The sequence below is a fragment of the Gordonia alkanivorans NBRC 16433 genome, assembly GCF_000225505.1.
In the GTDB taxonomy this organism is placed as follows: Bacteria; Actinomycetota; Actinomycetes; order Mycobacteriales; family Mycobacteriaceae; genus Gordonia; species Gordonia alkanivorans.
Genome location: NZ_BACI01000089.1, coordinates 1 through 24879 on the forward strand (window position 1 = coordinate 1; position 24879 = coordinate 24879).

The 24879-nt window shown below is 67.4% G+C and carries 21 protein-coding genes and 1 pseudogene; 7 read left to right on the top strand and 15 right to left on the bottom strand.

The genetic code is table 11. The annotated features are described in order from the left end of the window. The 4 genes and pseudogenes from GOALK_RS24300 to GOALK_RS23745 form a co-directional block, all read right to left on the bottom strand. The coding region (locus GOALK_RS24300) for a hypothetical protein (RefSeq protein ID WP_040004257.1) at positions 1-180 on the bottom strand (180 nt) is incomplete at its 3' end. Positions 181-217: 37 nt separating this feature from the next. Next, positions 218-583, bottom strand: a complete 366-nt coding sequence (locus GOALK_RS15510; protein ID WP_006359780.1) for a helix-turn-helix domain-containing protein — start codon at positions 581-583, stop codon at positions 218-220. Further along, on the bottom strand, positions 583-984 hold the full coding sequence (locus GOALK_RS15515; protein WP_006359781.1) for a hypothetical protein: 402 nt from the start codon (positions 982-984) through the stop codon (positions 583-585). The genes GOALK_RS15510 and GOALK_RS15515 overlap by 1 nt, the downstream gene beginning before the upstream one ends. Before the next feature lie 190 nt (positions 985-1174). Beyond that, positions 1175-1627: pseudogene (locus tag GOALK_RS23745) on the bottom strand (HNH endonuclease); the annotation flags it as partial. Between the two features lie 262 nt (positions 1628-1889). Between GOALK_RS23745 and GOALK_RS15530 the strand changes: the two are divergent. Next, a complete protein-coding gene (locus GOALK_RS15530) occupies positions 1890-2963 on the top strand; it encodes an ADP-ribosylglycohydrolase family protein (RefSeq protein WP_006359783.1) in 1074 nt (357 codons plus the stop codon). Between the two features lie 54 nt (positions 2964-3017). Here GOALK_RS15530 and GOALK_RS15535 read toward each other — a convergent pair whose 3' ends face one another. Then, positions 3018-3725 carry a type 1 glutamine amidotransferase gene (locus tag GOALK_RS15535; RefSeq protein WP_006359784.1) on the bottom strand — a complete coding sequence of 236 codons (708 nt, stop codon included), beginning with the start codon at positions 3723-3725 and terminating at the stop codon, positions 3018-3020. Positions 3726-3783: 58 nt separating this feature from the next. Here GOALK_RS15535 and GOALK_RS24305 point away from each other — a divergent pair, with 58 nt between their 5' ends. Together GOALK_RS24305 and GOALK_RS24310 are read left to right on the top strand one after the other, a co-directional pair. Next, the gene (locus GOALK_RS24305) at positions 3784-4143 is read left to right on the top strand and encodes a hypothetical protein (protein WP_006359785.1); all 360 of its coding nucleotides are present in this window, start codon (positions 3784-3786) and stop codon (positions 4141-4143) included. Between the two features lie 608 nt (positions 4144-4751). Then, positions 4752-4988, top strand: coding sequence for a hypothetical protein (locus tag GOALK_RS24310; protein ID WP_230461840.1), 237 nt, complete (start codon positions 4752-4754; stop codon positions 4986-4988). Here GOALK_RS24310 and GOALK_RS15545 read toward each other — a convergent pair. The 6 genes from GOALK_RS15545 to GOALK_RS15570 all read right to left on the bottom strand — a co-directional run bounded on the left by GOALK_RS15545 (position 4985) and on the right by GOALK_RS15570 (position 13140). Then, positions 4985-5716, bottom strand: a complete 732-nt coding sequence (locus tag GOALK_RS15545) for a mycothiol-dependent nitroreductase Rv2466c family protein (RefSeq protein ID WP_040004259.1) — start codon at positions 5714-5716, stop codon at positions 4985-4987. The two genes, GOALK_RS24310 and GOALK_RS15545, sit on opposite strands and share 4 nt — an antisense overlap. Positions 5717-5791: 75 nt before the next feature. Beyond that, on the bottom strand, positions 5792-8032 hold the full coding sequence (locus GOALK_RS15550; RefSeq protein ID WP_006359787.1) for an NADP-dependent isocitrate dehydrogenase: 2241 nt from the start codon (positions 8030-8032) through the stop codon (positions 5792-5794). Between the two features lie 220 nt (positions 8033-8252). Beyond that, a complete protein-coding gene (locus tag GOALK_RS15555) occupies positions 8253-9920 on the bottom strand; it encodes a SulP family inorganic anion transporter (RefSeq protein WP_006359788.1) in 1668 nt (555 codons plus the stop codon). Further along, on the bottom strand, positions 9917-10282 hold the full coding sequence (locus GOALK_RS15560) for an ArsR/SmtB family transcription factor (RefSeq protein ID WP_005198129.1): 366 nt from the start codon (positions 10280-10282) through the stop codon (positions 9917-9919). The genes GOALK_RS15555 and GOALK_RS15560 overlap by 4 nt, the downstream gene beginning before the upstream one ends. A gap of 151 nt (positions 10283-10433) precedes the next feature. After that, entirely contained in the window at positions 10434-12659 is a 2226-nt protein-coding gene (gene katG, locus GOALK_RS15565) for a catalase/peroxidase HPI (RefSeq protein WP_006359789.1), read from the bottom strand. Between the two features lie 49 nt (positions 12660-12708). Further along, a complete protein-coding gene (locus GOALK_RS15570) occupies positions 12709-13140 on the bottom strand; it encodes a Fur family transcriptional regulator (protein WP_006359790.1) in 432 nt (143 codons plus the stop codon). A 193-nt stretch (positions 13141-13333) separates the two neighbouring features. Between GOALK_RS15570 and GOALK_RS15575 the strand changes: the two genes are divergently transcribed. Further along, positions 13334-14077 carry an alpha/beta fold hydrolase gene (locus GOALK_RS15575; protein WP_035754652.1) on the top strand — a complete coding sequence of 248 codons (744 nt, stop codon included), beginning with the start codon at positions 13334-13336 and terminating at the stop codon, positions 14075-14077. A gap of 33 nt (positions 14078-14110) precedes the next feature. Here the strand turns inward: GOALK_RS15575 and GOALK_RS15580 are convergent, their stop codons facing one another. From GOALK_RS15580 to GOALK_RS15590, 3 genes are all read right to left on the bottom strand, one after another. Next, positions 14111-14575: a cupin domain-containing protein gene (locus GOALK_RS15580; protein WP_006359792.1), complete on the bottom strand. Its 465-nt coding sequence runs from the start codon at positions 14573-14575 to the stop codon at positions 14111-14113. Between the two features lie 209 nt (positions 14576-14784). Then, the gene (locus tag GOALK_RS15585) at positions 14785-15801 is read right to left on the bottom strand and encodes a hypothetical protein (RefSeq protein ID WP_035754513.1); all 1017 of its coding nucleotides are present in this window, start codon (positions 15799-15801) and stop codon (positions 14785-14787) included. A gap of 259 nt (positions 15802-16060) precedes the next feature. Further along, positions 16061-16906, bottom strand: coding sequence for a 3-hydroxybutyryl-CoA dehydrogenase (locus GOALK_RS15590; protein ID WP_005198135.1), 846 nt, complete (start codon positions 16904-16906; stop codon positions 16061-16063). Between the two features lie 203 nt (positions 16907-17109). Here GOALK_RS15590 and GOALK_RS15595 point away from each other — a divergent pair, with 203 nt between their 5' ends. The 3 genes from GOALK_RS15595 to GOALK_RS15605 all read left to right on the top strand — a co-directional run bounded on the left by GOALK_RS15595 (position 17110) and on the right by GOALK_RS15605 (position 24197). Then, positions 17110-18330: an alpha/beta hydrolase gene (locus tag GOALK_RS15595; RefSeq protein ID WP_139319402.1), complete on the top strand. Its 1221-nt coding sequence runs from the start codon at positions 17110-17112 to the stop codon at positions 18328-18330. A 175-nt stretch (positions 18331-18505) separates the two neighbouring features. Then, positions 18506-22768, top strand: a complete 4263-nt coding sequence (locus GOALK_RS15600) for a non-ribosomal peptide synthetase (protein WP_006359795.1) — start codon at positions 18506-18508, stop codon at positions 22766-22768. A 13-nt stretch (positions 22769-22781) separates the two neighbouring features. Beyond that, entirely contained in the window at positions 22782-24197 is a 1416-nt protein-coding gene (locus GOALK_RS15605) for a sensor histidine kinase (RefSeq protein ID WP_232283182.1), read from the top strand. On the opposite strand, the gene GOALK_RS15610 is transcribed toward GOALK_RS15605, so the two are convergent. Next, complete coding sequence (locus GOALK_RS15610) at positions 24158-24847, bottom strand: response regulator transcription factor (RefSeq protein WP_035754655.1); 690 nt, start codon at positions 24845-24847, stop codon at positions 24158-24160. The genes GOALK_RS15605 and GOALK_RS15610 overlap by 40 nt on opposite strands. Positions 24848-24879 lie beyond the last annotated feature (32 nt).

Consider the following 24879-nt stretch of genomic DNA (forward strand, 5'->3'; position numbering starts at 1 on the left):
CTCCTCGTGAGCAAACCTCGCCAGAGCAACAGCCACCTCAATGTCCGAGCGGTCCGGGAGCGTGCCACTCGCGATTCTCCGTACAAGCAGGTGGTCCATCACCCGCTTCTGGCGGACGGTGCCTTTCCACGGGTCACGGCCGGGCACCGTGCGGTCGGTCCAGAAATCGACCGACCTCATCAGCTACCGGCCGCCGATCCCGGCCTGTTCACGGCCCTCATGCCCCGTCGACCAGCTGTGCAGGCAGCGCGACCTCGACGGTGCGGTCACCGAGACGGGCGGTGATGGTGACGTCGGTGGCGCCGGCGGCGGCCAGGTAGTTGGCCAGCGTCGACAGCAACAGGTCCTCACGTGCCTCCAACCCCGACACCGCAGCCTGCTTGATACCCATCCGCTGGGCCAGCTCGGTCTGGGTCAGCTGCGCAGCCTGCCTGATCGCCGCCAACCCCATCGCATGCGCCCGGTCGGCCTGGGCCATCTCCGCGCGGATCGTCTCGACCCGCGCCGCGGTATCGGGATCGGCCAACAGCTCCGCGATCCGCTCATTGCCGCGCCGGAACGTGGCCCGCTTCTCCTCACTCATCAGCCCTCACCTCTCTCAGTCTCGGTTTGCCGTTTCCACGCCTCGATCGCGACATCCGCGCGCGGTCCGACGCTGTCGTAGAACACATCACCCATGCGCGCCTTGTCCCCGGAAAACAGGGCCACCACCACATGCGCGTCGTCGGGAAACCACACGATCAGCCGCACCGCCACACCCTCGCGATACGGGTGCGACACCCGCCACACCACATACCGCTTCGACTGCCGCACCCGCTTGAGCGTCGCCGATTCCACCACCGGCGGCTCCTCGAGGTCAGCGAGCACCTGCAACTCCGCCAGCAGCAGATCCAGCCGCAGCCGATCCACGGCATTGCCCGCCGCAGCCGACTCCTCCAGCCGGGTCAGGAAGTCGTCGAACTCGCTCGACCAGTCGATCAACACACGCTAGATATTACTCCAAAGCAATATCGCTCACAAGCGATACGGCCAGGCCTCTGGCCTACACAAGTCACGATGCCCCCGGCTCCATTCCCCACCCTGGCTACCAACCTGTCTCACGACAAGGCTGGCAGCCAGCGTGCAAAGGTGAGCGGGAACGGAACTGGTGCGCGGGGAATCGCTTACACACCGTGGACTGAGTGACGTTGGCGTGGATGTCGACGCGACTGTCATCAGTCAGGTGGTGGGACAGGGTGTCGAGGGATCGGTCGTCGCAGGCGGGGAGGCCATCCTGATCGTCGGCGATGGTGTTTCCGATCGTCTGCGCATGTTTCTGTATTTCACGCCTCGACCTTGCCCAGCGTGCCGAGGCGGTCGGCGATGCGGGCGGCGCGGGTGGCGACTGCGGGCGGGAATCCCATCTCGATCAACAGTTTCTTGGTGGTCGACCCGGCTTTTCCGCAACGCCCAGCGAGTCGAGAGTCGCTGCGTGGGTGGCGATCTGGTGGCCGGCGACGTTGCGGATCAGTCGCCAGAACTCCAACTGTGCGTACGTCGTGCGGCCGGTGGGGTCGTCGGAGGGCGCGGTGATCTCGACGAGTTGGTCGAAGTGTGCGTCGAGTGACGTGGTGTCGGTGTCGATCATGACGGCAGCCGTCCCTCTCATGGAGGTAATGCGGTTGGTTGGGACCGTCGTCGACTACTGCTGTGTCATCGAATTCCTGTGTCTTCAGTTGTACCCCGGGGGTCTGACAAACCTGCGGACCGGCTCCGCCAACCGATCTGATCGGCAAAGGGATCCCACTACGGGAAACGAGACGTAGGCCTCAATCGAACCACCGGCCTGCGAACATCGTCGACCCGTGTGAACATGGTTGGAATTACTCGGGAAAGCGCAGGTGACGCCGATGAAAGAACGGTTTGTCGGTTGCATCGTGGGGGGTGCGGTCGGCGACGCACTCGGGGGATCGGTCGAATTCATGTCGCGCTCGGCGATCATGGAGCGGTTCGGCCAGACGGGCATCACTTCCTACGCGCCGGCATACGGCGGAACCGGAACCATCACCGACGACACCCAGATGACCCTTTTCACGGCCGAGGGACTGCTGCGCGCGTGGCTACGGGATTGCGACGGCGGGATCTCGTGCTTTGCGGCGTCGACGGCCCGCGCCTACCTGCGCTGGTTCATGACACAGGGGGAGCACCCCCGGCACGGCGTGCTGCCGATGGGCGAGCGCGCCAGCTGGCTGACCGAGCACCGGGAGCTCCACAGCCAGCGCGCCCCCGGCACGACCTGCCTGAGTACGCTGCGTTCCACGACGCGGCCGGGCACTCCGGCAGACAATGACAGCAAGGGCTGCGGCGGGGTCATGCGTGCCGCGCCGGTCGGGTTGTTCGCCGCTCGCGCGGAGTGGTCAGCGATGGGAACCTTCGATCTCGGAACCGCGATCGCCGCGCTGACCCACGGGCACCCGTCGGGCTCGCTGACCGGCGGCGTCCTCGCCCTGATGGTCCGTGAGCTCGCCGAAGGTGCCCCTCTCGAGGACGCGCTCGCCGCGGCAAAGAACATCCTCCGGACCAAACCCGAGCACGAGGAGACCCTGGCCGCCGTCGAACTCGCCGAGCGGCTCGCCGGTGAAGACGTCGCGCCGGAGGAAGCGATCTCCCGACTCGGCGAGGGTTGGGTGGCCGAGGAAGCGCTCGCGATCTCGATCTATTGCGCGCTCGTCGCAGGCGATTTCGAGCAGGCCATCGTGCTCGCGGTGAACCACGACGGTGATTCGGACTCGACCGGGGCGATCACCGGCAACCTGCTCGGCGCGCGCGAAGGGGCCGGCGTCATCCCGGAACGCTGGCTCGAGCAGCTTGAACTACGCGACGTCATCACCGAGGTGGCGACCGACCTGTACGAGTTCACCGACTGGGAGCTCGACGCCCCGGGCGTCGCCGACAAGTACGTGGGACTTCAGCCGACGGGCTGATTCGAGAGTCTGAGGCCGCCGCCTTCGTGGCTCGTCGCTAACGCTCCTCGCACCTCAGGCAGCAGTGATGCTGATCCCGGCGTGCTCGAGGAATCGTTCGACGAGTCGGTCGCAGCGGGCTGCGGTCTCGGGTGCGGCAGAATCGATCTCAACGGCGAGGGCCCGGGTGTCGATCTTCCCATCGTCGCTGCCCGACCGGGCGCTTGTGAATCCCTTGCGCCACCCGGAGAAGCAGTCCGGTGTGATCTCCGGGTGGAACTGCACGCCCAGATGTGGGCCGGAGACGTAGGCCTGCACCCCCGCGTCGTTGACCGCGATCACCTCGGCGACATCGGACACGGTGATGGTGTCGTGGTGGAATTCCATCCACGGGCCCGCTTCGACCAGATCGGGACGGGTGGTGCTGACGGTGACGAATCCGTGCTCGGGACGCGTGCTCGGCGCCACCGAACCGCCGAGAGTTCGCGCGAGGATCTGGGCGCCGAAGCAGATACCGAAGATCGGGATCTGTCGGCCGACCGTGTGGGAGAGGTACCGCAGTTCGGGTTCGACCCACGGCAGTGCGGCGTCGAAGGCCGAATCCGGGGAGCCGGTCACGCATACCAGGTCGAATCCGGTTGACGGGGGCGGGGGCCCGTCCTCGACGTCGTGGATGACGACGTCGAATCCGCGGTCGACGAAGGCGGGCAGCAACGAACCGAGCACCGTTTCGCGCCACTCCGGCCGCACACCGTGAACCAGTGCGAGAACCCTGCCGCCCACTTGAACTCCTTCCGAACATCTGTGTCCGGTCAGGTTAGTCGTTCGCGCGGCCGAGAAGATGCTCGGGGCGGCCGCCGCAGCGGTCCTGTTCGCCACCTACTTCTTTGCACTCATCGTGATCCTGCTGATCTCGGCTCGCGGTCCGCTGATCCGGCACACGCGCAAGGTCCTGCCCATCGCGTTCATCACGGCGATCGTCGGCGACCTCGTGGAGGTCGTCGGCGCCTGGTACCCGCTGGTGCTGTTCCCCGGCCGGTTGATGACGGGCGCGTCGGTGGCGCTGAGCACCGGTGCGGCGGCGGCGATGATGGTCGCCGACCGAGGTGAGAAGGGCCGTGCGTTCATGGCGACCGGCTCGCTCATCGGTGCCGGTACCGGTCTCATCGCGGGGATCCTCATCGCCGTGTATCTGCCCTGACAGTTGGTGACGGTCTACGCCATCCACGCGGTCGCGATGACGATCTGTCCCGAGTTCCTGTTCGCCGGATTGCGGGCGGCACCGGACCTCCTTGCGCCGGACCATGACCCGGTTCCAGCTATCGTCGAGCCAGGGTTCGCGGACGTACCGTCGGCACGCACCGGTGATCTCGACGTGGTGGTCGAGGAGTCCCGATCCCGCGACCCCGGTGCGTACCTCGTGGGGGCGCTCGGTGTCCGTCGTCTTCGCGCTCGCAGTGGTGTGGAAAGGTGCGACGGGGACCGCAGATCCGCGTCGCCTGCTGATCGATCTCGAGATAGCCTTCGCCGGCGCGGCCATCTGGATTCTGGTGTCCGCGGCGGAATGGACGTGGGTCACGCCGATCGTGCTGACCGTCATGACGGTGGTGCTACTCGACGCCGCACGCATCGCGGCGCGCCCCGCCGACGACGCGGCACCAGGCTGGCTGCGGGTCCTTGGCCGCGTCCTGGTCGGCATCTACGTCGCGTGGGCCACCGCGGCGGTGTTCCAGAACTGGGCGGCCGCGATCGGCACCGACCTCGCCGATTCGCAGTCCCTCGGCTGGCAGCTCATCATTCTCATCGTGTGTGCAGTCTTCGGACTCACTGTCACCGCCGCGGTCGGGTCCGTCCTGGTCGCCTACCCGGCTCACGCTGATCTGGGCGTTCCTCGGCATCCTGGCCACGGCGCAGGGCGAGACGACCGGCATCGTGGGCGTTGCCATCGCAACGATCGTCGCGCTGGTGGTCACCACGGGTGTCGTGTTCGTGTCGCGGCGTCGAGGTGCTGGTGCCGTCTCGACTCCAAAGCCGGTACGGCACTAGTCTTCGCGGGTCCGCCGACTGCCGGCGTGCCAGTCCTCCTGCTCGGGCGTCTCGTCGGCGGTCACGCCGAAGGCGCGCAGTTGCGGCTTCTCCCGCAGGCTCCGCTTGAGTTCGGCGAATCCGGGGAAGCTCGCCAGCCCGATCACGTGGTCCCACAACGTGACTGCGTCCTCGTCGCTCGGCAGGCGGCTGATGACCGGGCCGAAGAAGGCGACGCCGCTCGGCGGCTGGAAGTGGATGATCGGTGTGCCGACGTCACGGCCGGTCAGTGCGAGCGCCTCCTCGGTCTCGGCTCGGATCTCCGCGTCGAAGTCGGTGTTCTCGAGTGCGTCGACGTGATGGGTGGGCAACCCGAGCCCCTCCAGTACCGGGGTGAGGAAGCCGGCGGTGCCGCGGTGGTCGGTGTTGTCGACGGTGTACGTGCCGGTGTGTTCCTCGAAGAACAGCGTGCCGAGGGCCGTGTAGAACGGATCGATGGCGGTGCGGCCGTGCTCGCGACGGATGCTCGCGGCGACGCGGAGCAGCCGGAGACCGGCGGTGTGCCCGGCCTCGTACTCGGGTGGAAAATGCGCGGCGTAGTCGATGTGTGCGTTCAGCAGACGCAGCGAGATGAACCGCCAGTCGACGCTGTAGTCACGTTGCGCCTGGACCTTGCGAACCCATTTGCTCGTCATCCACGCGAACGGGCACACGGGATCGAAATAGAAGTTGATGTCGGCATCGGCCATGGTGTCGACGGTAGTGCCGAAAAACGCCCCGGGTGAACGGATCACCCGGGGCGTTCTCGATCGGTGCGGCGAGAACTAGAGGTCGAGCGAAGCGAGTGCCTCGTTGAAGGTCTTGCTCGGACGCATGACGGCAGCGGTCTTGTCCCAGTCCGGGTAGTAGTAGCCGCCGATGTCGACCTGCTGACCCTGCACGGAGTTCAGCTCCTCGACGATCTTCTCCTCGTTCGCGGCGAGGGTCTCGGCCAGCGGCGCGAACTGCTTGGCCAGCTCGGTGTCCTCGGTCTGGCCGGCCAGCTCCTGGGCCCAGTACAGAGCGAGGTAGAACTGGCTGCCGCGGTTGTCGAGCTCACCGGTCTTGCGCGACGGGCCCTTGTCGTTCTCGAGCAGCTTGCCGGTTGCGGCGTCGAGCGCCTTGGCCAGGATCACCGCACGCTGGTCGTCGAACTTCTTGCCCATGTCCTCGAGGCTGACCGCGAGGGCGAGGAACTCACCCAGCGAATCCCAGCGGAGGTGGTTTTCCTCGATGAGCTGCTTGACGTGCTTCGGTGCCGAACCGCCCGCACCGGTCTCGTAGAGACCGCCGCCGGCCATCAGCGGCACGATCGACAGCATCTTCGCGCTGGTGCCGAGCTCCAGGATCGGGAAGAGGTCGGTGAGGTAATCGCGGAGGATGTTGCCGGTGGCCGAGATGGTGTCCAGGCCGCGGACGACGCGCTCGAGGGTGTACCGCATGGCGCGGACCTGCGACATGATCTGGATGTCCAGGCCCTCGGTGTCGTGCTCGGGAAGGTACTTGTGCACCTTCTTGATCAGCTCGTTCTCGTGCGGGCGGTACGGGTCGAGCCAGAACAGGACCGGCATGCCCGAGTCGCGGCAGCGGTTGACGGCCAACTTGATCCAGTCCTGGATCGGGGCGTCCTTCACGATGCAGAGACGCCAGATGTCACCCTCTTCGACGGTCTGGGTCAGCAGGACCTCACCGGTCTCGATGTCGGTGATGTTGGCGGTGCCGCCGACCGGGACCTCGAAGGTCTTGTCGTGCGAGCCGTACTCCTCGGCCTTCTGCGCCATCAGGCCGACGTTGGGAACGGTGCCCATCGTCGTGGGATCGAACTGCCCGTTGGTCTTACAGAAGTTGATCATCTCCTGGTAGATGCGGGAGAAGGTCGACTCCGGGTTGACCGCCTTGGTGTCCTTGAGGCGGCCGTCGGCGCCGTACATCTTGCCGCCGGCGCGGATCATCGCGGGCATCGACGCGTCGACGATGACGTCGCTGGGGGAGTGGAAGTTCGAGATGCCGCGGGCCGAGTCGACCATCGCCAGCTCGGGACGGTGCTCGTGGCACTTGTGCAGGTCGTCGATGATCTCCTCGCGCTGGGCGCTCGGGAGCGACTCGATCTTGCTGTAGAGATCCGACAGGCCGTTGTTGACGTTGACGCCGAGCTCGTCGAACAGTTCGCCGTGCTTCTCGAAGGCGTCGCGGTAGAAGACCTTCACCGCGTGGCCGAAGACGATGGGGTGCGAGACGCGCATCATCGTCGCCTTGACGTGGAGCGAGAACATGACGCCGGTCTTGTAGGCGTCCTCGATCTGCTCTTCGTAGAACTTGATGAGCGCCTTCTTGCTCATGAACATGCTGTCGATGACGTCGCCGTCGGTGATGTCGACCTCGGGCTTGAGAACCAGGGTCTCGCTGCCGTCGTCCGGGATGAGTTCCATCTTGACCTTGCGGTCGCCCTCGACGGTCATCGACTTCTCGCCGTGGTAGAAATCGCCCTCGCGCATGTGCGCGACGTGGGTACGCGACGCCATCGACCACTCGCCCATGCTGTGCGGGTGCTTGCGCGCGTACTCCTTCACGGCCTTCGGCGCGCGGCGATCGGAATTGCCCTCACGCAGAACCGGGTTGACCGCGCTGCCCAGGCACTTGGTGTACCGGTCGCGGATCGCCTGCTCTTCCTCGTTCTTCGGGTTGCCGGGGAATTCGGGAAGGTCGTAGCCCTTTTCCCGGAGTTCCTTGATCGCGGCGAGGAGCTGCGGCACCGAGGCACTGATGTTGGGGAGCTTGATGATGTTGGTGTCGGGATCCTGGGTGAGCTTGCCCAGTTCGCCGAGGTTGTCGGTGACTTTCTGATCTTCGGGGAGGAGATCGGAGAACTCGGCGAGGATGCGCGCTGCGACCGAGATGTCGCTGGTCTCGACTTCGATGCCGGCCGCTCCGGCGAACGTGCGCACCACCGGTAAAAACGCGTGGGTGGCGAGCATGGGGGCTTCGTCGGTCAACGTGTAGATGATGGTCGGCTTCTGGGTGCTCATGCCTGATGTTCTCGATTCTGTCTGTATTAACCGGTGTCGCCGGCGACCTTGTGAGTCAGGCTTCACCGATACCACGCTTGCGGTGTGCTTGTGTGACAACTACTCCCCGATTCTGCCCCCTGTGATCAGCCTCGCGTTCAGGGGCCTCGGGTCTTGTGGTTTGATGCCGCCGGAGACGGGTCGTCCCGGTGCTCTTGAAACCAGCGTCGATGCAGGTAGTTCACATCCTCTCGCGTTCGACGTGACTTCGCGCGTGGGCGATGGCCTCGTCGAGGGTGTCGACGAGATGGTTGTCGTGGCGCAGGGAGTCGACGACGCCGACACCTTCGAGCAGCGCGAGGTGCTCGGGTTGCACCCCCTTGATGATCACGGTGACGCCGCGCTTCTCGAGATCGGCCACGATCTCGGCGAGCGAGCGGGCGCCGGTGGCGTCGAGCATGCCGAGGTGCGACATCCGGATGATGACGACCGACACCGACTCGTTGCGGTCGGCGCCCGCGGAGATGGTGGTCGAGATCTTCTCGGCAGCGCCGAAGAACATCGCGCCGTCGAGCCGGAGCAGGGCGATGCGCTCGTCGCCGGGTTGCGCGGGACCCGGCAGCGGCTCGCGGGTCACGCTCGCCCGCTGGGCGACCTGGCGCAGCGCGAAGAACGCCGCTACGACGATGCCGATCTCGACGGCCTCGATGAGGTCGAGCGTCACGGTGATGATCGCGGTGACGACGAAGATCAGGGCGTCCGAGCGGGTCGACCGCAGGATCGCGCGGACGGTCCCGACGGATACCATGCGGAACGACGTCACCATGAGCACGCCGGCGAGCGCGGCGAGCGGGATCTCCGACACCGGGCCGGTGGCCAGGTAGACGACGCCCAGGAGCAACAGCGAGTGCACGATCGCGGCGACGCGGGTGCGGGCGCCGGACCGGACGTTGACCGCCGTGCGGGCGATCGCGCCCGTCGCGGGCATGCCGCCGAAGAGACCCGACGCGATCGACGCCAGGCCCTGCCCGGACAGCTCGCGGTCGGGTTCGTACGGGCCGGTGGGCGACATGGTCGCCGCGACCCGAGCCGAGAGCAACGACTCGATGGCCGCGAGCGCGGCGATCGCCACCGCCGCGCTGAACATCGCCCGCAGTGCCTCGGAGTCGACGTGCGGGATGGAGGGCGCGGGCAGCGACGACGGCAGTTGCCCGATCGTCGCCACGTCGAAGACATCGGTGAAGTAGACGATCAGGGTGACCGCGATGACCGCGGTGAGAGATTCGGGAATGGAAGCATGGACACGCGGCAGCACCACCATGATCACCGCGACCATCGCGACGACGGTCAGCGTGGACCAGGCCTGCGACCAGTCGGCGTGGACGACGACGTCGATCGCGGCGTTCAGGGTCCGCATGCCCGCCGGGGCTGCCGTGTTGAACGCGGCCGGCACCTGTTGCAGGAAGATGATTGCCGCGATGCCGAGGGTGAAGCCCTCGATGACCGGCCACGGGATGAATGTCACGGCGCGTCCGAGTCCGAGTACGCCTGCGATCAGCACCAGCAAGCCCGCGAGGACGGTGACCATGGCGATGCTGCTCAGGCCGTGTTCGGCGACGATCGGCGCCAGGATCACCGCCATCGCGCCGGTGGGCCCGGACACCTGGACGTGCGAGCCGCCGAAGACCGCGGCGACGAGACCGGCGACGACCGCGGTGATCAGGCCCGCGGCGGCGCCGACGCCGGAGCTGATGCCGAAGGCGAGCGCCAGGGGGAGGGCGACGATGCCCACGGTCACGCCGGCGAGGATGTCGGTCTTCCAGCTCCGGGGGAGGTCGGCGTAATCGCTGCGTCGGGGGGCGAAGCCCTTGATCCGGGCGAGCGTGCCGGTGACGGCGTCGGTACTCACCGGCGGGTCACCGGTGGAAGTGACGAGATGGCGTCGAGGTGCTCACGCTGAGCGTCGAGGGTGTCTATCAGGAACGTGCGCGCGATGACCAGGAGATCGGAGATCTTCGGGTGGGCGAGTTCGTAGAAGACGGCGTTGCCGACGCGGTTGGCGGTGACCACCCGGTGCCGCTTGAGGACGCCCAGATGCTGCGACAGCAGCGTCGGCTCGAGGTCGGTGGCGGCGAGGAGTTCACTGACCGGCGTCGGATCACCGTTGGCGCTGAGCACCTCGAGGACCCGGATGCGAGCGGGGTGCGCGAGGGCCTTGAACAAGTTGGCCTTGATCTCGTACAGCGGCTTGTCGGGGCCGGGATCGGTCACGGGTCACTCCAACGGCGGTCGGTAGGCAGGCAGTGCCAGTTGATGACTTGACGGATTGAGAAATTCATCAATCCATACTATAGCTCGTCCCTGAACACGGAAGCACCCCGCGGCCCTGGTCCGCGGGGTGCCCCCGATCGATCAGGCTGGATCAGCCCAGATCGAAACGATCGTTCTCGGCAACCTTCACCCACGCCTTGACGAAGTCGTTGACGAACTTCTCGGCGTTGTCGTCCTGAGCGTAGACCTCCGACAGCGCGCGCAGTTGCGAGTGCGAACCGAAGGACAGGTCGGCGGCGGTCGCCGTCCACTTGGTCGCGCCCGACGAGCGGTCGACGACCTCGTAGACGTTCTCGTCGGTGCCCGACTTCCACTCGTAGTCCATGCTGACGACGTTGCGGAAGAAGTCGTTGGACAGCACGCCCGGGCGATCGGTGAACACGCCGTGCTTGGAGCCGCCGTAGTTCACGTCGAGGGCACGGAGTCCGCCGATCAGCACGGTGAGCTCCGGAGCGGTGAGGCCGAGCATGTAGGCGCGCTCGAGCAGCAGCTGCTCCAGCGGGGCCTTCTCACCGCCACGGCTGTAGTTGCGGAAGCCGTCGGCCGCGGGCTCGAGCACCTCGAACGAGTCCACGTCGGTCTCCTCCTGCGAGGCGTCCGTGCGACCCGGGGTGAACGGTACGGTGACCGGGAAACCGGCGGCCTCGGCGGCCTTCTCCACGGCGGCGGCGCCACCGAGGATGATCAGATCGGCCACCGACACCTTCTTGCCGCCGGACGCCGAGTCGTTGAAGTCCTTCTGGATCTGCTCGTAGACCGGCAGGGCCTTGGCGAGTTCGCTCGGCTCGTTGACCTCCCAGTTCTTGATCGGTTCGAGACGGATGCGTGCACCGTTCGCGCCGCCGCGCTTGTCGGTGCTGCGGAAGCTCGCCGCCGACGCCCACGCGGTCTTGAGCAGCTGGGAGGGCGATAGCGCCTCGAGCAGCTTGCCCTTCAGCGACGCGATGTCGGAGTCGTCGACGAGCTCGTGGTCGACGGCCGGCACCGGGTCCTGCCAGATCTGCGGCTCGGCAACCCACGGTCCGAGGTAGCGGGTGACCGGCCCCAGGTCGCGGTGGAGCAGCTTGTACCAGGCCTTGGCGAAGGCCACCTCGAGTTCCTCGGGATGGTCGAGCCAGCGGCGGGTGATGTCGGCGTAGATCGGCGACTCGCGCAGGGCCACGTCGGTGACCAGCATCGTGGGTGCACGTCCCGGTCCGCCGAACGGATCGGGGATCGTGCCGGCTCCCGCACCGTCCTTGGCGACGTACTGCCATGCGCCTGCGGGACTCTTCTGCAGCTCCCACTCGTAGCCGTAGAGGATCTCGAGGAAGCTGTTGTCCCACTGGGTCGGCGTGTTGGTCCAGACGACCTCCAGACCCGAGGTGATGGTGTCCTCCGCCTTGCCGCTGCCGTAGCTGGACTTCCAGCCCAGGCCCTGCTGCTCGATCGGTGCGGCCTCGGGCTCGGGGCCCACGAGATCGGCGTCGCCGGCACCGTGGGTCTTGCCGAAGCTGTGGCCGCCGACGATGAGGGCTGCGGTCTCCTCGTCGTTCATCGCCATCCGGGCGAAGGTCTCCTGGATGTCGTAGGCGGCCGCGATCGGGTCCGGCTTGCCCTCGGGCCCTTCGGGATTGACGTAGATCAGGCCCATGGTGGTGGCGCCGAACGGCTTTGCCAGTTCGCGTTCACCGGAGTAGCGCTTGTCGGTGCCGAGCCACTGGTCCTCGGGGCCCCAGAAGACCTCTTCCGGCTCCCAGATGTCCTCGCGACCGAAACCGAAGCCAAAGGTCTTGAAGCCCATGGATTCCAGCGCGACGTTGCCGGCGAAGACCAGCAGGTCCGCCCACGAGAGCTTGTTGCCGTACTTCTGCTTGATCGGCCACAGCAGGCGTCGGGCCTTGTCGAGGTTGGCGTTGTCCGGCCAGCTGTTGAGCGGGGCGAAGCGCTGCGCACCCTGACCGCCGCCACCGCGGCCGTCGAAGATGCGGTAGGTGCCGGCGGCGTGCCAGCTCATGCGGATGAACAGGCCGCCGTAGTGGCCGTAGTCGGCGGGCCACCAGTCCTGCGACTGGGTCATCAGCGAGACGAGGTCGGCCTTGAGTGCCTCGACGTCGAGCTTCGCGAATTCCTTCTTGTAGTCGAAGTCCTCGCCCAGCGGGTTGGACAGCGGGGAATGCGCATGCAGGACCGACAGATCGATCTGCTCGGGCCACCAGTCCTTGTTGGTCAGCGGCGCATGCGCTTTGGGCTCCGGCGACGGGATCGCCGGGTTCTCGCTCTCGCTGTTGCTCCGGGTGTCTTCTGCGGAATTCGGTGGGCGGCTGTCGGAGGTCACGACATTCCTTTCGATGGTGGAACCGATTGGGCTGCGATCACGGGCGTGATCAAATCGGGGCTGAACTGACGCAATCCGGGCAGAGTCCCCAGTAGATGACCTCAGCTTCGTCGAGGACGAAACCGTGATCGTGGGAGGCGGTGAGGCACGGTGCCTCGCCGACCGCGCAGTCGACGTCCTCGACGGTTCCGCAAGAGCGACAGACGACGTGGTGATGGTTGTCGCCGGTGCGGAATTCGTAGAGCGACACCGAACCCGACGGTTGGATCCGCCGGATGAGACCGGTTTCGGTCAGCGCCCGCAGGACGTCGTAGACGGCCTGGCGGGACACGTTGGGCAGCGTCTGGCGAACGATGCCGTAGATGGTCTCGGTGTCGGTGTGGGGATGTTCGTCGACGGCATGCATGACCGTCACCCGTGGTTGGGTGACTCGAAGGTCCGCGGCCCGGAGTTGCTGGGCATAGTCCGATGTCGATGCCACGCGACCACCTTAGGCACACCGTCTACGCGTTCACGTCGTTTTTCTGGATCTGATCAAAACTCCGTGGGAACAGCGGATTGACGGGTCAGCTGAGAGGGAGCGTGACGCGGTCGTCGTACACGACCACGGGAGACGCAGGGCCGCTGCCGGAATGGTGACAGTAGCTGTCCTAGAGGCCTGGCAGCCTCGTGACGTGACGACGAATGAGAGCAACCCACCCATCATCCTGATCGCCGGACATTGGCTGGGGGCGTGGGCATGGGACGAGGTACTGGAACACCTGACCGCGGCGAGTCGGCGGGCCATTCCGATGACGCTTCCCGGCCTCGACGAGCAGGACTGCGGACGGGCCTCCAGGACGCTCGACGACCAGGCGAAGGCGATCGGACAGACGCTCCTCGGAGCAGGGGCATCCGAGTCCGTGCCGGTGGTGATCGTGGCGCACAGCGGGGCAAACGCGCCGGTGAGTCTGGTGCTCGATCGGCGGCCGGAACTCATACGCCGCGTGGTCTGGGTTGACAGCGGTCCCGTCGCGTCGGGGAGCGTGTTCGCCCCGGATGCGCCGGAGGATCTGGACGAGCTTTCGCTGCCGCCCTTCGATGTACTCGGGGAGCAGGCGAGCTTCGAGGGGCTGAGCACCGAAGCGCTCCAGCGATTTCGGGCCAGGGCCGTTCCGGAACCCGGGCTCGTGCTCCGGCAGCGGGTGGAGCTCACCAACGACGCGCGTCTGGCGGTCCCGACCACTCTGGTGTGCTGCTCGATCCCGAGCGCGCGGATAACGGAGCTGGCCGACGCGGGTCACCCGATGTTCGCCGAGGTGTCGAGGCTCGAGCAGGTCGACTTCGTCGACCTGCCGACCGGGCACTGGCCCATGTGGAGCCGACCCGGCGACCTGGCGCACATCATCACCGAGGCGGCGGGTCTCCCGGTCGGTTGAGTTCGGTGCGTCGGAATGCTACGGCGCGAACGTCTACGGCTGCGCGCAGGCCGGTGCGTCGGCGTCCTCCGACAACGGCTTGCCGGGCGGCATCACGTAGAGGACGTCGAGGATCACCGGAACGGTGCCGAGGTTGGTGCCCTCGTGGGTGTTGACCTTCCCGCCGGGCTCTTCGATGATCTGGCCCGCCCGGTAGACGACCGGCTTGCAGTCCGCTCCCGGGTGGGTGAGAGTGCCCTGCCGGACGAAGCCGTAGATCTGGGCGTCGTGGTAGTGCCAGCCGGTGGTGCCGCCGGGGGCGATGGTGATCTCGCGGACCTCGACGTGAGCGCCCTGGGGGATGAACGGCAGCAGTCCGGCAGGGATGTCGGTGTGGGCGAGGGTGACCGCTGAGATCCCCGACGAGGGAGTCGCATTCGCGAGGGCCGGCCCGAGGAGGCCGGGCGTGAGGAGCGTGGCCGCGGCGAGGGCGGTGATTGTTGCGGTGCGGAAGGTCATCGCGCGAGATTACGACGCGACTGGGCGCGTGAGCTGCGATTTCGACGAATCGGTCGCGATTCTTCGCTCACTTCGTCCGTTCGCGCTCACGCGATATCGATGAGCGCGAACGGATCCCGTGATCGCGACGTCAGACGCGCGCGGTGCGGACACACGACGACGGCCGCCATCCGAAAAGGATGACGGCCGTCGTGTTGTCTTGTGCCAGATCAGCTGTCGATGCCGACCAGTTCCTTGGCGAGCTCGGCGAAACGGATCTCGATGGCCGAGACCACCCGCTGGCGGTTCTTGTGGGTCTCCTCGTAGGCGAGGGTCACCCGCAGATCGGCCGGCGTGGTGAGGTCCTTGACCGCGGCCACGGCATCGCCGACGTTGAGGTCGGTGTAGCCCTCGATCGGCAGGTCCTCGGCCTCGACAGTCCCGGTGATCGCGCGGAGCTGGTGGAGTGCGTCCGCGGCACCCTTGGCGCCGTTGTCGCGGGCACTCTCCTCGACAGCCTCGAGGGCTGCGTCGCGTCCGGCGGCGACGGTCTTCGAGACAGCGGTGCCCGCGTTCTCGATGGCGTCACCGGCGCGTGAGGCGGCAACCGCGGCGTCGTCTACGGCGCTCGCGAAGCGGCTGCGTACCAGCGCGACCGGATCGGGGATCTGTCGGGCGAAGTCGGCGGTCCGGTCGATGGCCCACGAGGCGCCGTTGGCCGGTGCGGCGAGCGCACGCGCGGCGAGTCCGCTGACCCACTGGGTCGGGCCACGACGCAGTGCGGTCGGCCCGCCCAATGCTTCTTCGGCGAGAACGGTGGTCAGCCAGTCGGCCGTCGCGGTGTGGGCGACGATCAGCTTCTCGGCGAGATCGACGAGTGCCTTGTCCTCCTGACCGGTGGCGAGGGCCTTGAGGTACGTCGAACGTGCGAGGAGTCGCTGCTCGAGGGCGAGATCGTCGAGGAGTGCCTCGTCCAGCGGCTGGGCCTGCTCGACGACGGTCTTGGCCAGGGCGCCGACCCGGCCGATCACGGGACGGATCACGTCGACGAGTCCCCCGCGTTCGCGGAGGGCTTCCTCGATCGCGACGGCGCGCAGCCGGGCGTTCTCGGCGTTCTCGGCGAGCTCCTTGCGGATCGCGTCGGTCCGGGCCTGGGCCTGACGCGTCTCGGCGATCTGGATCTCGGTGTGGGTCATCGCGAGGATTGCACGAAGTTGCTGGTGGACGGTGGTGGTCGAAACAGTCATTCGGTCTCGCTCCCTTCTCATCCGCGACGGGATGTGTACGTCCAGAGTGTTGCCACGACGACCGGGTACGTAACCTCCCTCTCGATATCCGCCGCAGTGTTGATCCGAAAACTGTTATGCCACAGTCGCCTACGTGGTTGGTGAGGTGGGTCACAGCCGGGTTTCGTGCACCGGGGGAAAAGCGCGAAGACGACAAAACGCCCCCGGTCGACGCATGGTGCGTCGTCGGGGGCGTTCTGCCGGGATCGTCCCGGCTCGATCAGTAGGAGTAGAAGCCGCGTCCGGACTTGCGGCCCAGGTGACCGGCGTCGACCATGCGGCGCAGCAGTGCGGGCGGCGCGAAGTGCGGCTCGGCGAACTCGTCGTACAGCGACTCGGCGGCGGCAAGGGTGATGTCGAGGCCGATGGTGTCGACGAGGGTCAGCGGTCCCATCGGGTAGCCGCAACCGCCCTTCATTGCGGTGTCGATGTCCTCGGCCGAGGCGTAGCCGGAGTCGTACATCCGGATGGCCTGACAGAGGTATGGGATGAGCAGAGCGTTGACGATGAAGCCCGAACGGTCGCCGGCGTTGACCGGGTTCTTGCCCAGAACGTCCTTCACATAGGTGCTGACCGCTTCGGCGGTCTCCGGCGAGGTGACCAGGGTCGAGATGATCTCCACCAGCGGCATCACCGGGACCGGGTTGAAGAAGTGGACACCCACGACGCGCTCGGGACGCTTGGTCGCGGTGGCGACCTTGATGATCGGGATCGACGAGGTGTTGGTGGCCAAGATGGTGTTCTCGCCGACGGCCTCGTCGAGGCGCGCGAAGATGTCGCGCTTGAGCTGCTCGTTCTCGGGAGCGGCCTCGATGACCAGGTCGCGGTCGGCGAGGTCGGCGTAGTCGAGGCTGACGCGCAGACGGCCGAGCGCGGCGTCGGCGTCCTCCTGGCTGAGCTTGTTCTTGCTGACGGCGCGGGCCAGGGACTTCTCGACGCGCGCACGCGCGGCGTCGGCGAACTCCTGCTTGACCTCGATGATGACGACATCGCTGCCGGACTTCGCGCACACCTCCGCGATGCCAGCTCCCATGGTGCCGCCGCCGATGACGCCGATGTTCTGCACAGTAAAACCTCCGAGTCGAGTTACACGACAAACGGTAGTACGTCGGTTGGGTCCGGCGGAGTCGAGGTCACCCGCGCCCTCGGCCTGACTCGCCCCGCGGACCTGGACGATCGACCAAGCGGTTCCCGTGCGCAATCCCACGTGTTTACGATGACGGAGCGCGGGGCCGTCGGCCCCGGTGCACGCCGAGGTGGGAGTTCCGTATGAAGCGCAAGTCGGGGAATGACGTCACCAGGCCTTCGTGGCTCGTCGCTTTCGCTCCTCGCACCTCAGGCAGCTGGGGGCCGGGCGCTTTCGCTCCTCGCACCTCAGGCAGCTGGGGGCCGGGCGCTTTCGCTCCTCGCACCTCAGGCGGCAGGGCGTCGGTGGGCATCGCGATCTTCTCGGTGTTCGCCGTGGTCGTCGGCCTGCTGGGTATCGGAGCCGGTACCGCGGAGGCCCGCACGCTCGACGGCGTCCGGTACGCACAGGCGAGTCCCGGAGCGCCCTACCGGCAGACCTGGACGTCGCCACGGAATTTCGTCGCCTCGGTGTGGTCTCCGTCGATGCAGACGCAGGTCCCGCTGCTGGTACAGACCCCGGCGAACGGCCACCAGGCCGCACCGGTGATGTACATGCTGAACGGGTCGTCGGGCGGCGAGGAGAACGACGACTGGACCCACGCCACCGACGCGAACGCCTTCTACGCCAACAAGAACGTCTGGACCGTGACCCCGATCGGCGGCGCGGCGACCTACTACGCCAACTGGCGGCGCGTGGACCCGGCGGCGAACTTCCGATACCAGGTGAAGACGTCGCGACCGCTGCGCTGGGAGACGTTCCTGACCTCCGAACTGCCTGCGACGTTCGAGGGGAGGCACGGCGGATACAGCTTCGGGCGGTCGCGTGGCATCGCCGGGATCTCGATGTCCGGCAACTCGGTGATCCGCCTCGCGGAGAATCATCCCGGTCTGTACCGCGCGGTGGGTGCCTACTCGGGCTGTGCCGAGACCGCGACGCCCACCGGGCAGCTCTTGCTGAGGAATGTCGCTTTCGTTCCTTACGGAGCCGACGCGACGAACATGTACGGGCTGCCGGGCGACCCCGAATGGGCTGCGCAGGACCCCGTTGTCAACGCATACAAGCTGGCTCGTCGCACGCCGGCACTGTGGATCTCTGCGGCCACCGGCCTGCCGGGCGGGCACGACAACCCGGCCGACCGCTCGGTCCGCGGGGACGTCGGAAAGCTTGCTGCGCAGGTGACGGCCGGCGGCTTCAGCGAGGCCGCCGCCCGGAGCTGCACGGTCACCCTGGCTCAGCGGCTTGCGGCCCTTCGTATCCCGGCTGTCGTACGGTTCCCGGCGGTCGGGACCCACTCGTGGGGTTACTGGCAGGACCAGATGCACCAGTCCTGGCCCATGTTCGCCAGGGCGCTGGGGGCGTGAACTGCCTGCAGATGCGACGACAGGGCAGGCCGCGTACCTCGTACTTCAGCCGCCTTTCAACTTTCCGGGACTACGTTCGAGATGTGGACCCGGCTGAGCAGCACCGCCGACGATCGCCCGTCGAGGACCCGTCCCGGGGCGAACGGCGATGACGGCGACGCGACGTGCGTTGTGGATGTCCCAGGTCCTTCAACCGGACGTCTCTCACGTCATCGCATTCGGGCTCACCCTGCGTGGGCCGCTCGACGTCCCGCGTCTGGTCGAGACGACTCGTGCGGTACTCGAACACGTCGGGTGGGATGACGTACACATCCCGGCGGGATTCTCCCCGGCCGAGCCCACTACGCCGGATGGCGGTGTCGCCGAACCACTCCGGCGTGCGAACTCCTCACTCGAGTCGATGGTGAGTGTCGATCTCTCCCGGTCCGCTGATCCGGAAGCCGAAAGCGAGAGCCGCGCACAGCAGTTCATCGACGACGCCGACGGCGCAGACCTCACGATGCCGTTGTTCCGCAGTGAGCTGCACCGGCTGGCCGAGGATCGGCACCGATGGGTGATACGTGTCCACCACGTGCTGACCGACGGTGCCGGGGTCTTGCGGGTCATGGGTCATGTCGCCGATGTGTACGGCGGCTCGGCCTCGGCGGCCGATCTTCCGGTGTCAGACCCCGTTCAGCTGGCGGCCGACGAGGACCGGTACGCCGTGTCGCGCCGTCGGGAATCCGATGCGCAACATTGGAAATCCGTTCTCGCCGGACATGAACCGTCGTTGCTGTCTGCAGTGCCCGCGCGGATGACGTCGGAGATCACCCGCGTGACACGACGATTGACGAGTCCACGATCCGCCCGGTCGGAGGAGCTCATCGCGGCGCTGGCCGGTTTGTGCGCGCGGCTCCTCGACACTCCCGACGTGGGGCTCGCGCTCCCGGTCGCGGCGCGTACGTCGGCGGTGCGTCGAATCGCGGTGCAGCCGCTGTCGAATGTGGTGCCGCTCGCCCTGGGCGGGATCGGTGACCTCACGGCCGCGGAGTCGGTCGAAGCAGTGTCGTCGGCAGTGATCGACGTGTTGCGGCACCAGCTCTACTCGCGTGAGGACATGCTTCGTGACAGCCCGCGATCCGCCGCTGTCGGGGTGGTGGTCAACCTGTTGCCCTCGTTCTCCCCGCCGGTCGTCGACGGTCTCCACTGGTCCCTGGAGGTGATGCGGACCGGCCCGGTCGGTGACGTGGCGGTGACGATGCACCCTGCCGATCAGCTCGGGCACCGGGCGGTCACCTGGGAAGCGCCGGCGGTGAGCTTCGACGCTGCGGCACTGGACACTCTTGCCGCGCGATACGACAACTTCCTGACGGCCCTGGTTCGCGAGATCGACGACGAAGCGCCGATCCCCGACGACGCGGTCTTCCTGGAGGGGGAGTGGGATCGCTTCCGACGTCGCAACGGACCGCCGGCACCGCCTTTCAGCCCGACGGCAGCGTTGTTCGCCGACTACTGTGCAGCCGATCCGTCGGCGCCCGCGCTCGTCGACGGCGACATCGAGTGGTCACGCTCCGAGCTCGCGGAACGGGTTGGTCGCGGTGCGCGGCGGCTCGCGGCGGCGGGCGTGCGGGCAGGGGACCCGGTCGTCGTCGCCGTGGAGCGGTCGGCGGCCTCGGTGGTCGCCTTCTGGTCGGTACTGTTGGCCGGCGGCGCCTGGGTACCGCTGGGAGATCCGACGGCCCCGGAGGCGCGAACGCAGACGCTCCTCGCCCGCAGCGGAGCACGGGTCGGGGTGTGTGACCCGGGGGTGGTCGTCGACGGCGGTGTCCGCTGGGTCGACTTGACCGAAGAAGGGGACACCGCAACAACTTCCGTCGACACCCGCGAGTGGAGACCGCCGGGGCTCGACCGCGGTCCCGACGACACGGCGTACATTCTCTTCACCTCGGGTTCGACCGGGCGCCCGAAAGGTGTGGTCATGCCGCACCGCGGGATCCCCGCCCTGGTCGCCGAGATCCGGGAGTCGTATGCGCTGACCTCCCGGTCACGGGTGCTGCACGTCTCGTCCCCGACGTTCGACACCGGCTTCGTCGAGATGCTGTCCGCCGTCGCGACCGGCGCGACACTGATCGTCGCGCCGGCGTCGACCCGCGGCGGCGATCCTCTCGCCGAGCTCATTCGGCGAGCGGGCGTAACCCACATCATCATGACGCCGTCGGTACTCGACACCCTGCCGGTCGACCTCGCGGACGGGCTCACCCAGGTGATCGTCGGCGGTGAGGCCCTGCCGCCCCGACTGGTGGACAGCTGGAGTGGACGTGTGCCCATGCGGAATGCGTACGGTCCCACGGAAACCCGGTGCAGTATCAACATCTCCCGGCCACTGTCGCCGGACGGTGAGATCACCGTGGGCCCGCCGATGGTCGGGGTGACCGAGTCGGTACTGGACCGGCGCGGCCGACCTCAGCCGCCGGGCGCACTCGGCACTCTGTACTGTGCGGGAACGCAATTGGCCGACGGATACCTGGACGACCCCGAGCAGACCGCCGAGGCATTCGTCGAATGCACCATCTCCGACGATACGGTCATGTACCGAACCGGTGACATCGCCACCTGGACCGACGCCGGTGACCTGCGCATCCTCGGCCGGCGTGACGGCCAGGTCAAGTTGCGCGGTCTCCGGATTGAACTCGGCGAGATCGACGCGGCACTCATGCGCTGTGCAGGAGTCCGACGCTGCGCCACGACGTTTCGCGATCTGCCGGCGGGGATTCCCGGGATCGTGTCGTTCGTGGTCCCCGACGACACCTCCCGCCCTCCTGGTTCGCGTGCGCTTCGCCGGGAGCTGGCGCGGATGCTGCCGTCGTACATGGTGCCGACCATGGTCGTCGTCCTCGACGAGATGCCTCGTGCAGCCACCGGAAAGCTGAGTATCGCCGCGCTGCGGGACATCCCGTTGCCGGTCAACGCGCCGTCGCGGGAGGCGGCGGGCCCCCACGAAGCGCTGCTGGTGAAAGTGGTCGGGGAAGTGCTGGGAATCGAATCGGTGGACCCGATGATGGGTTTCGTGGAACAGGGCGGCGACTCGCTGGCCGTCGTGCGGGTGGCTCAGAGACTCGCAGAGGCAGGACACCCGGAGATCGGACCGAACGACGTGTTGACCGCGCCCGATCTCGCGTCCCTCGGCGAATTGATGACGGCGGCGACGACACCGGTGCGCGATGAATCGGCGGGCGACGCGACCGCCGAGCGTTCTCTGACGCCCGCCGAGCTGACCGTGGTGCGCGAGCCGGGTCACCCGTTCGCGCAACTGATCTGCGTCGCCTGGGTCCCAGCGTCATGGGCGCGGCCGGGCACACAGGAGACAACGGCGCTCATCGGCGCCCTCCTCGAACGCCACCCCGCTCTGCGCTCGGTGTATCCCGACACCGCCGCGGGCCCGGTTCGGCGGACGACGGGCCGCGACGTCGTCGACGCGGTCGTGGACCTGGCCGACGTGGTCGAGGTGCCGGATCGGGAGCGGCTGCGCGCAGAGGCGAAAGAGATGGCGGCCGGCCTCGATGTGCGGGTCGCGCCGCCGATCGCGGTGCGTCTTCTCGTCGGTTCGGACGGCGACGTCATGGCCGCGGTCGCGGTGATGCATCACATAGCGGTGGACGGGCGCTCGCTCGGGGTGCTCGCCCGCGACGCCGAGACACTGATGACGGGCGGGGCTCTGGCGCCGGAGAGTGCGTCGTTCGCGCTGGAGACCACGACGCCGCCGGGCGCCGACGAGGACGACCTCGAGCTGCACAATTTCTGGAAGGAATTGCTGGTGCAGCAGAGCGATTCGGTCTTCGAGTGGAACGGGGTCGACCCGGCGTCGCGGAGGAACGATGTCGCGGTCCGACGGCGTGTGTTGATAGACGCCGACACCTATGCCCGTTTCCGGAGCCGGGCGGCGGCCGAACACCTGACGCCGTTCGAAGCCTTCGGCGAGGTGGTGGCCACGGCATTGGCGAACATCACCGGTCAACTCCGAGTCCTGGCCGCGACAACGGTGTCGAAACGGCCCGCGGGTGCGGAGGACGTGGTGGGCAATCATGTGCTCGCGGTCATCACCCCGCTGTCGGCCGGTGATGACCGCGACGCCGCGGTCACGTTGCGACGCACCTGCATTCGAGCCGCGACGGCACCCATGGAGGACGTCCTGGATCTCGCCGGCCGAACCGTCGACGCCGACAATCTGTTTCCCGTACCCGTCCTGCTCGGCTGGACGCCGGTGATCTCGCCCCCGTCGGCAGGGGGAACCCTCTACGCGTTGCCGCCGCGTCGTACCCGGTGGCTGCTGCAGGTGGAGGGATGCCCGACGTCGGCCGGTGAACTCGAGATCGGTGTCACCGGCGCGGCTCAGGCGCTGGGGGCCGAACGGGCCGAGCGGGTGCTGGCGGAGGTCAGTGAGTGCCTACGTCGATGGTGAGATGAGTGCGACCGTGCCACAGCATGACCTGTTCGGGCTCAGATGGCGCAGTGTTCGACTGCGGCTGACGGTTGTCGGGGTGGCGACCCTCTTCGTGGCCTTGGCGGTCGCCGGCGGTCTGGTGTTGATCGTCGTCTACCGATCGCTGACGGACGCCGCCGATGAAGCGACGTCGACGCGGAGCCAGGAGATCGTCGATGCCCTCGCGCGGGGCGGTATCGGAGCGGTGCCACCGACGGAGCTGGAGCCGACCGACTCGATCGGCGTGGTGCAGGTCCTCGCCCGGGACGGGACCGTCCTCGCGGCCAGTCATGAACGGCAGCGGGTACGTCCGCTGGTGACCCCGGTCGACGCAGGAGTGCGGCGGACCGTGAACGACGCGACATTTCCGGGCGACGGCACCGAGTTCCGCGCCGTCGTCCGGGGTGTGACGACGCCGGACGGGACGGTGCTGAACGTCGTGGTCGGCGCCGGCGAAGGACACCTCCACGCGACGGTGTGGACGGTCTTCGGGGTGTTGTGCGTGGTGTTTCCGAGCATTCTCGTCGTGGCGGCCGTGACGACCTACCAGCTCGTCGGTCGCGCGTTGCGGCCGGTCGAGGCGATTCGCGCCGAGGTCGCGGAGATCTCGCGATCAGGCGTCGCGCGGCGCGTTCCGGTCGCCGACACCGACGACGAGATCGCCACCCTGGCGGTGACGATGAACGAGATGCTGGATGCGCTGGCCTTCGCTCGCGAACAACAGATCAGATTCGTCGGCGACTCCTCACATGAGCTGCGTAGTCCGCTGGTCACGATTCTGGGGTTGCTCGAACTCGCCGTCCGGACAGGTGAACCGATCGACTCCGGGACGGTGTCCACTCTTCTCCTGCCCGAGGCACACCGGTTGCGCGACCTCGTCGACGATCTTCTCCTGCTGGCGCGCGCCGACGAGTACGGACTCCGGCCGTCGCTCGACGAAGTGGATCTCGACGACATCGTCAACGACGAGGTCACCCGTCTCGATCTCACGACCGATCTCGACATCTCGGCGACCGTGCTGCCGGTCCGGGCGATCGGCGATCGTGATCAGCTCGGTCGCGTCGTACGGAATCTGTGCGACAACGCAGTTCGTCACGCCCGTTCCGCGGTTGCGGTGACGATGGCCGTCGAGCCGGATCGGGTGACGGTGAGGGTCGCCGATGACGGGCCCGGCATCCCCGCCGACGATCGTGCGCGTGTATTCGGCCGCTTCGTCCGGCTCGACGATTCACGAGATCGTCGCGGAGGTAGCGGACTCGGGCTCTCGATCGTGGACGAGATCGTTCGTGCGCATCACGGCACCGTCACCGTCTCCGACACCGACGGCGGGGGTTGCTCCATCGAGGTGTCGCTACCGCTCCGGGCGGATCAGGTCGACGGGTCACCGCCGTTGTCGGCGAGTCGGTAACCGGCGCCGCGTACCGTTTCGATGGAGCGGCAGCCGAAGGGCGTGTCGATGTGCCGTCGGAGATAGCCCACGTACACCTCCACGATGTTGTCGTCGCCGCGGTAGTGCTCGTCCCACACGGACTGCAGGATGTCGTCCTTGCTGACCACGTCGCCCTTGTGCCGCATCAGGTATTCGAGGACCGCGAACTCGCGGGCGGTCACGCGAATCGGTGTCTCCCCGCGTCGGACCTCCCGTCTCGCCGGGTCGAGGGAGAGCGAGCCGGCCTGCAGGACGGTGGGTCGTTCCGGGGCGCCGCGTCGTGCGAGCGCACGCAGTCGCGCGGACAGGACGACGAAGGAGAACGGTTTGACCATGTAGTCATCGGCGCCGAGGTCGAAGGCGTCGGCCTCGTCGTACTCGCCGTCCTTGGCGGTCAGCATGAGAACCGGCGTCCACACGCTGCGGTGCCGTAGCTCTCGGACGAGTTCGTAGCCGTTGCGCCCCGGCATCATGATGTCGCTGACGATGACGTCGTAGGTTCGGGCACAGGCGGATTCGACACCCTCCACTCCGTCGGCGGCCGTGTCGACGGCCCAGCCTTCGGCTTGCAGGGTCCGACGCAGGGTCTCGGCCGCCCGCGGATCGTCCTCGACGACCAGTACGCGCATGTGTTCCAGTATCTGCCCGGAGTCGGCGGGGT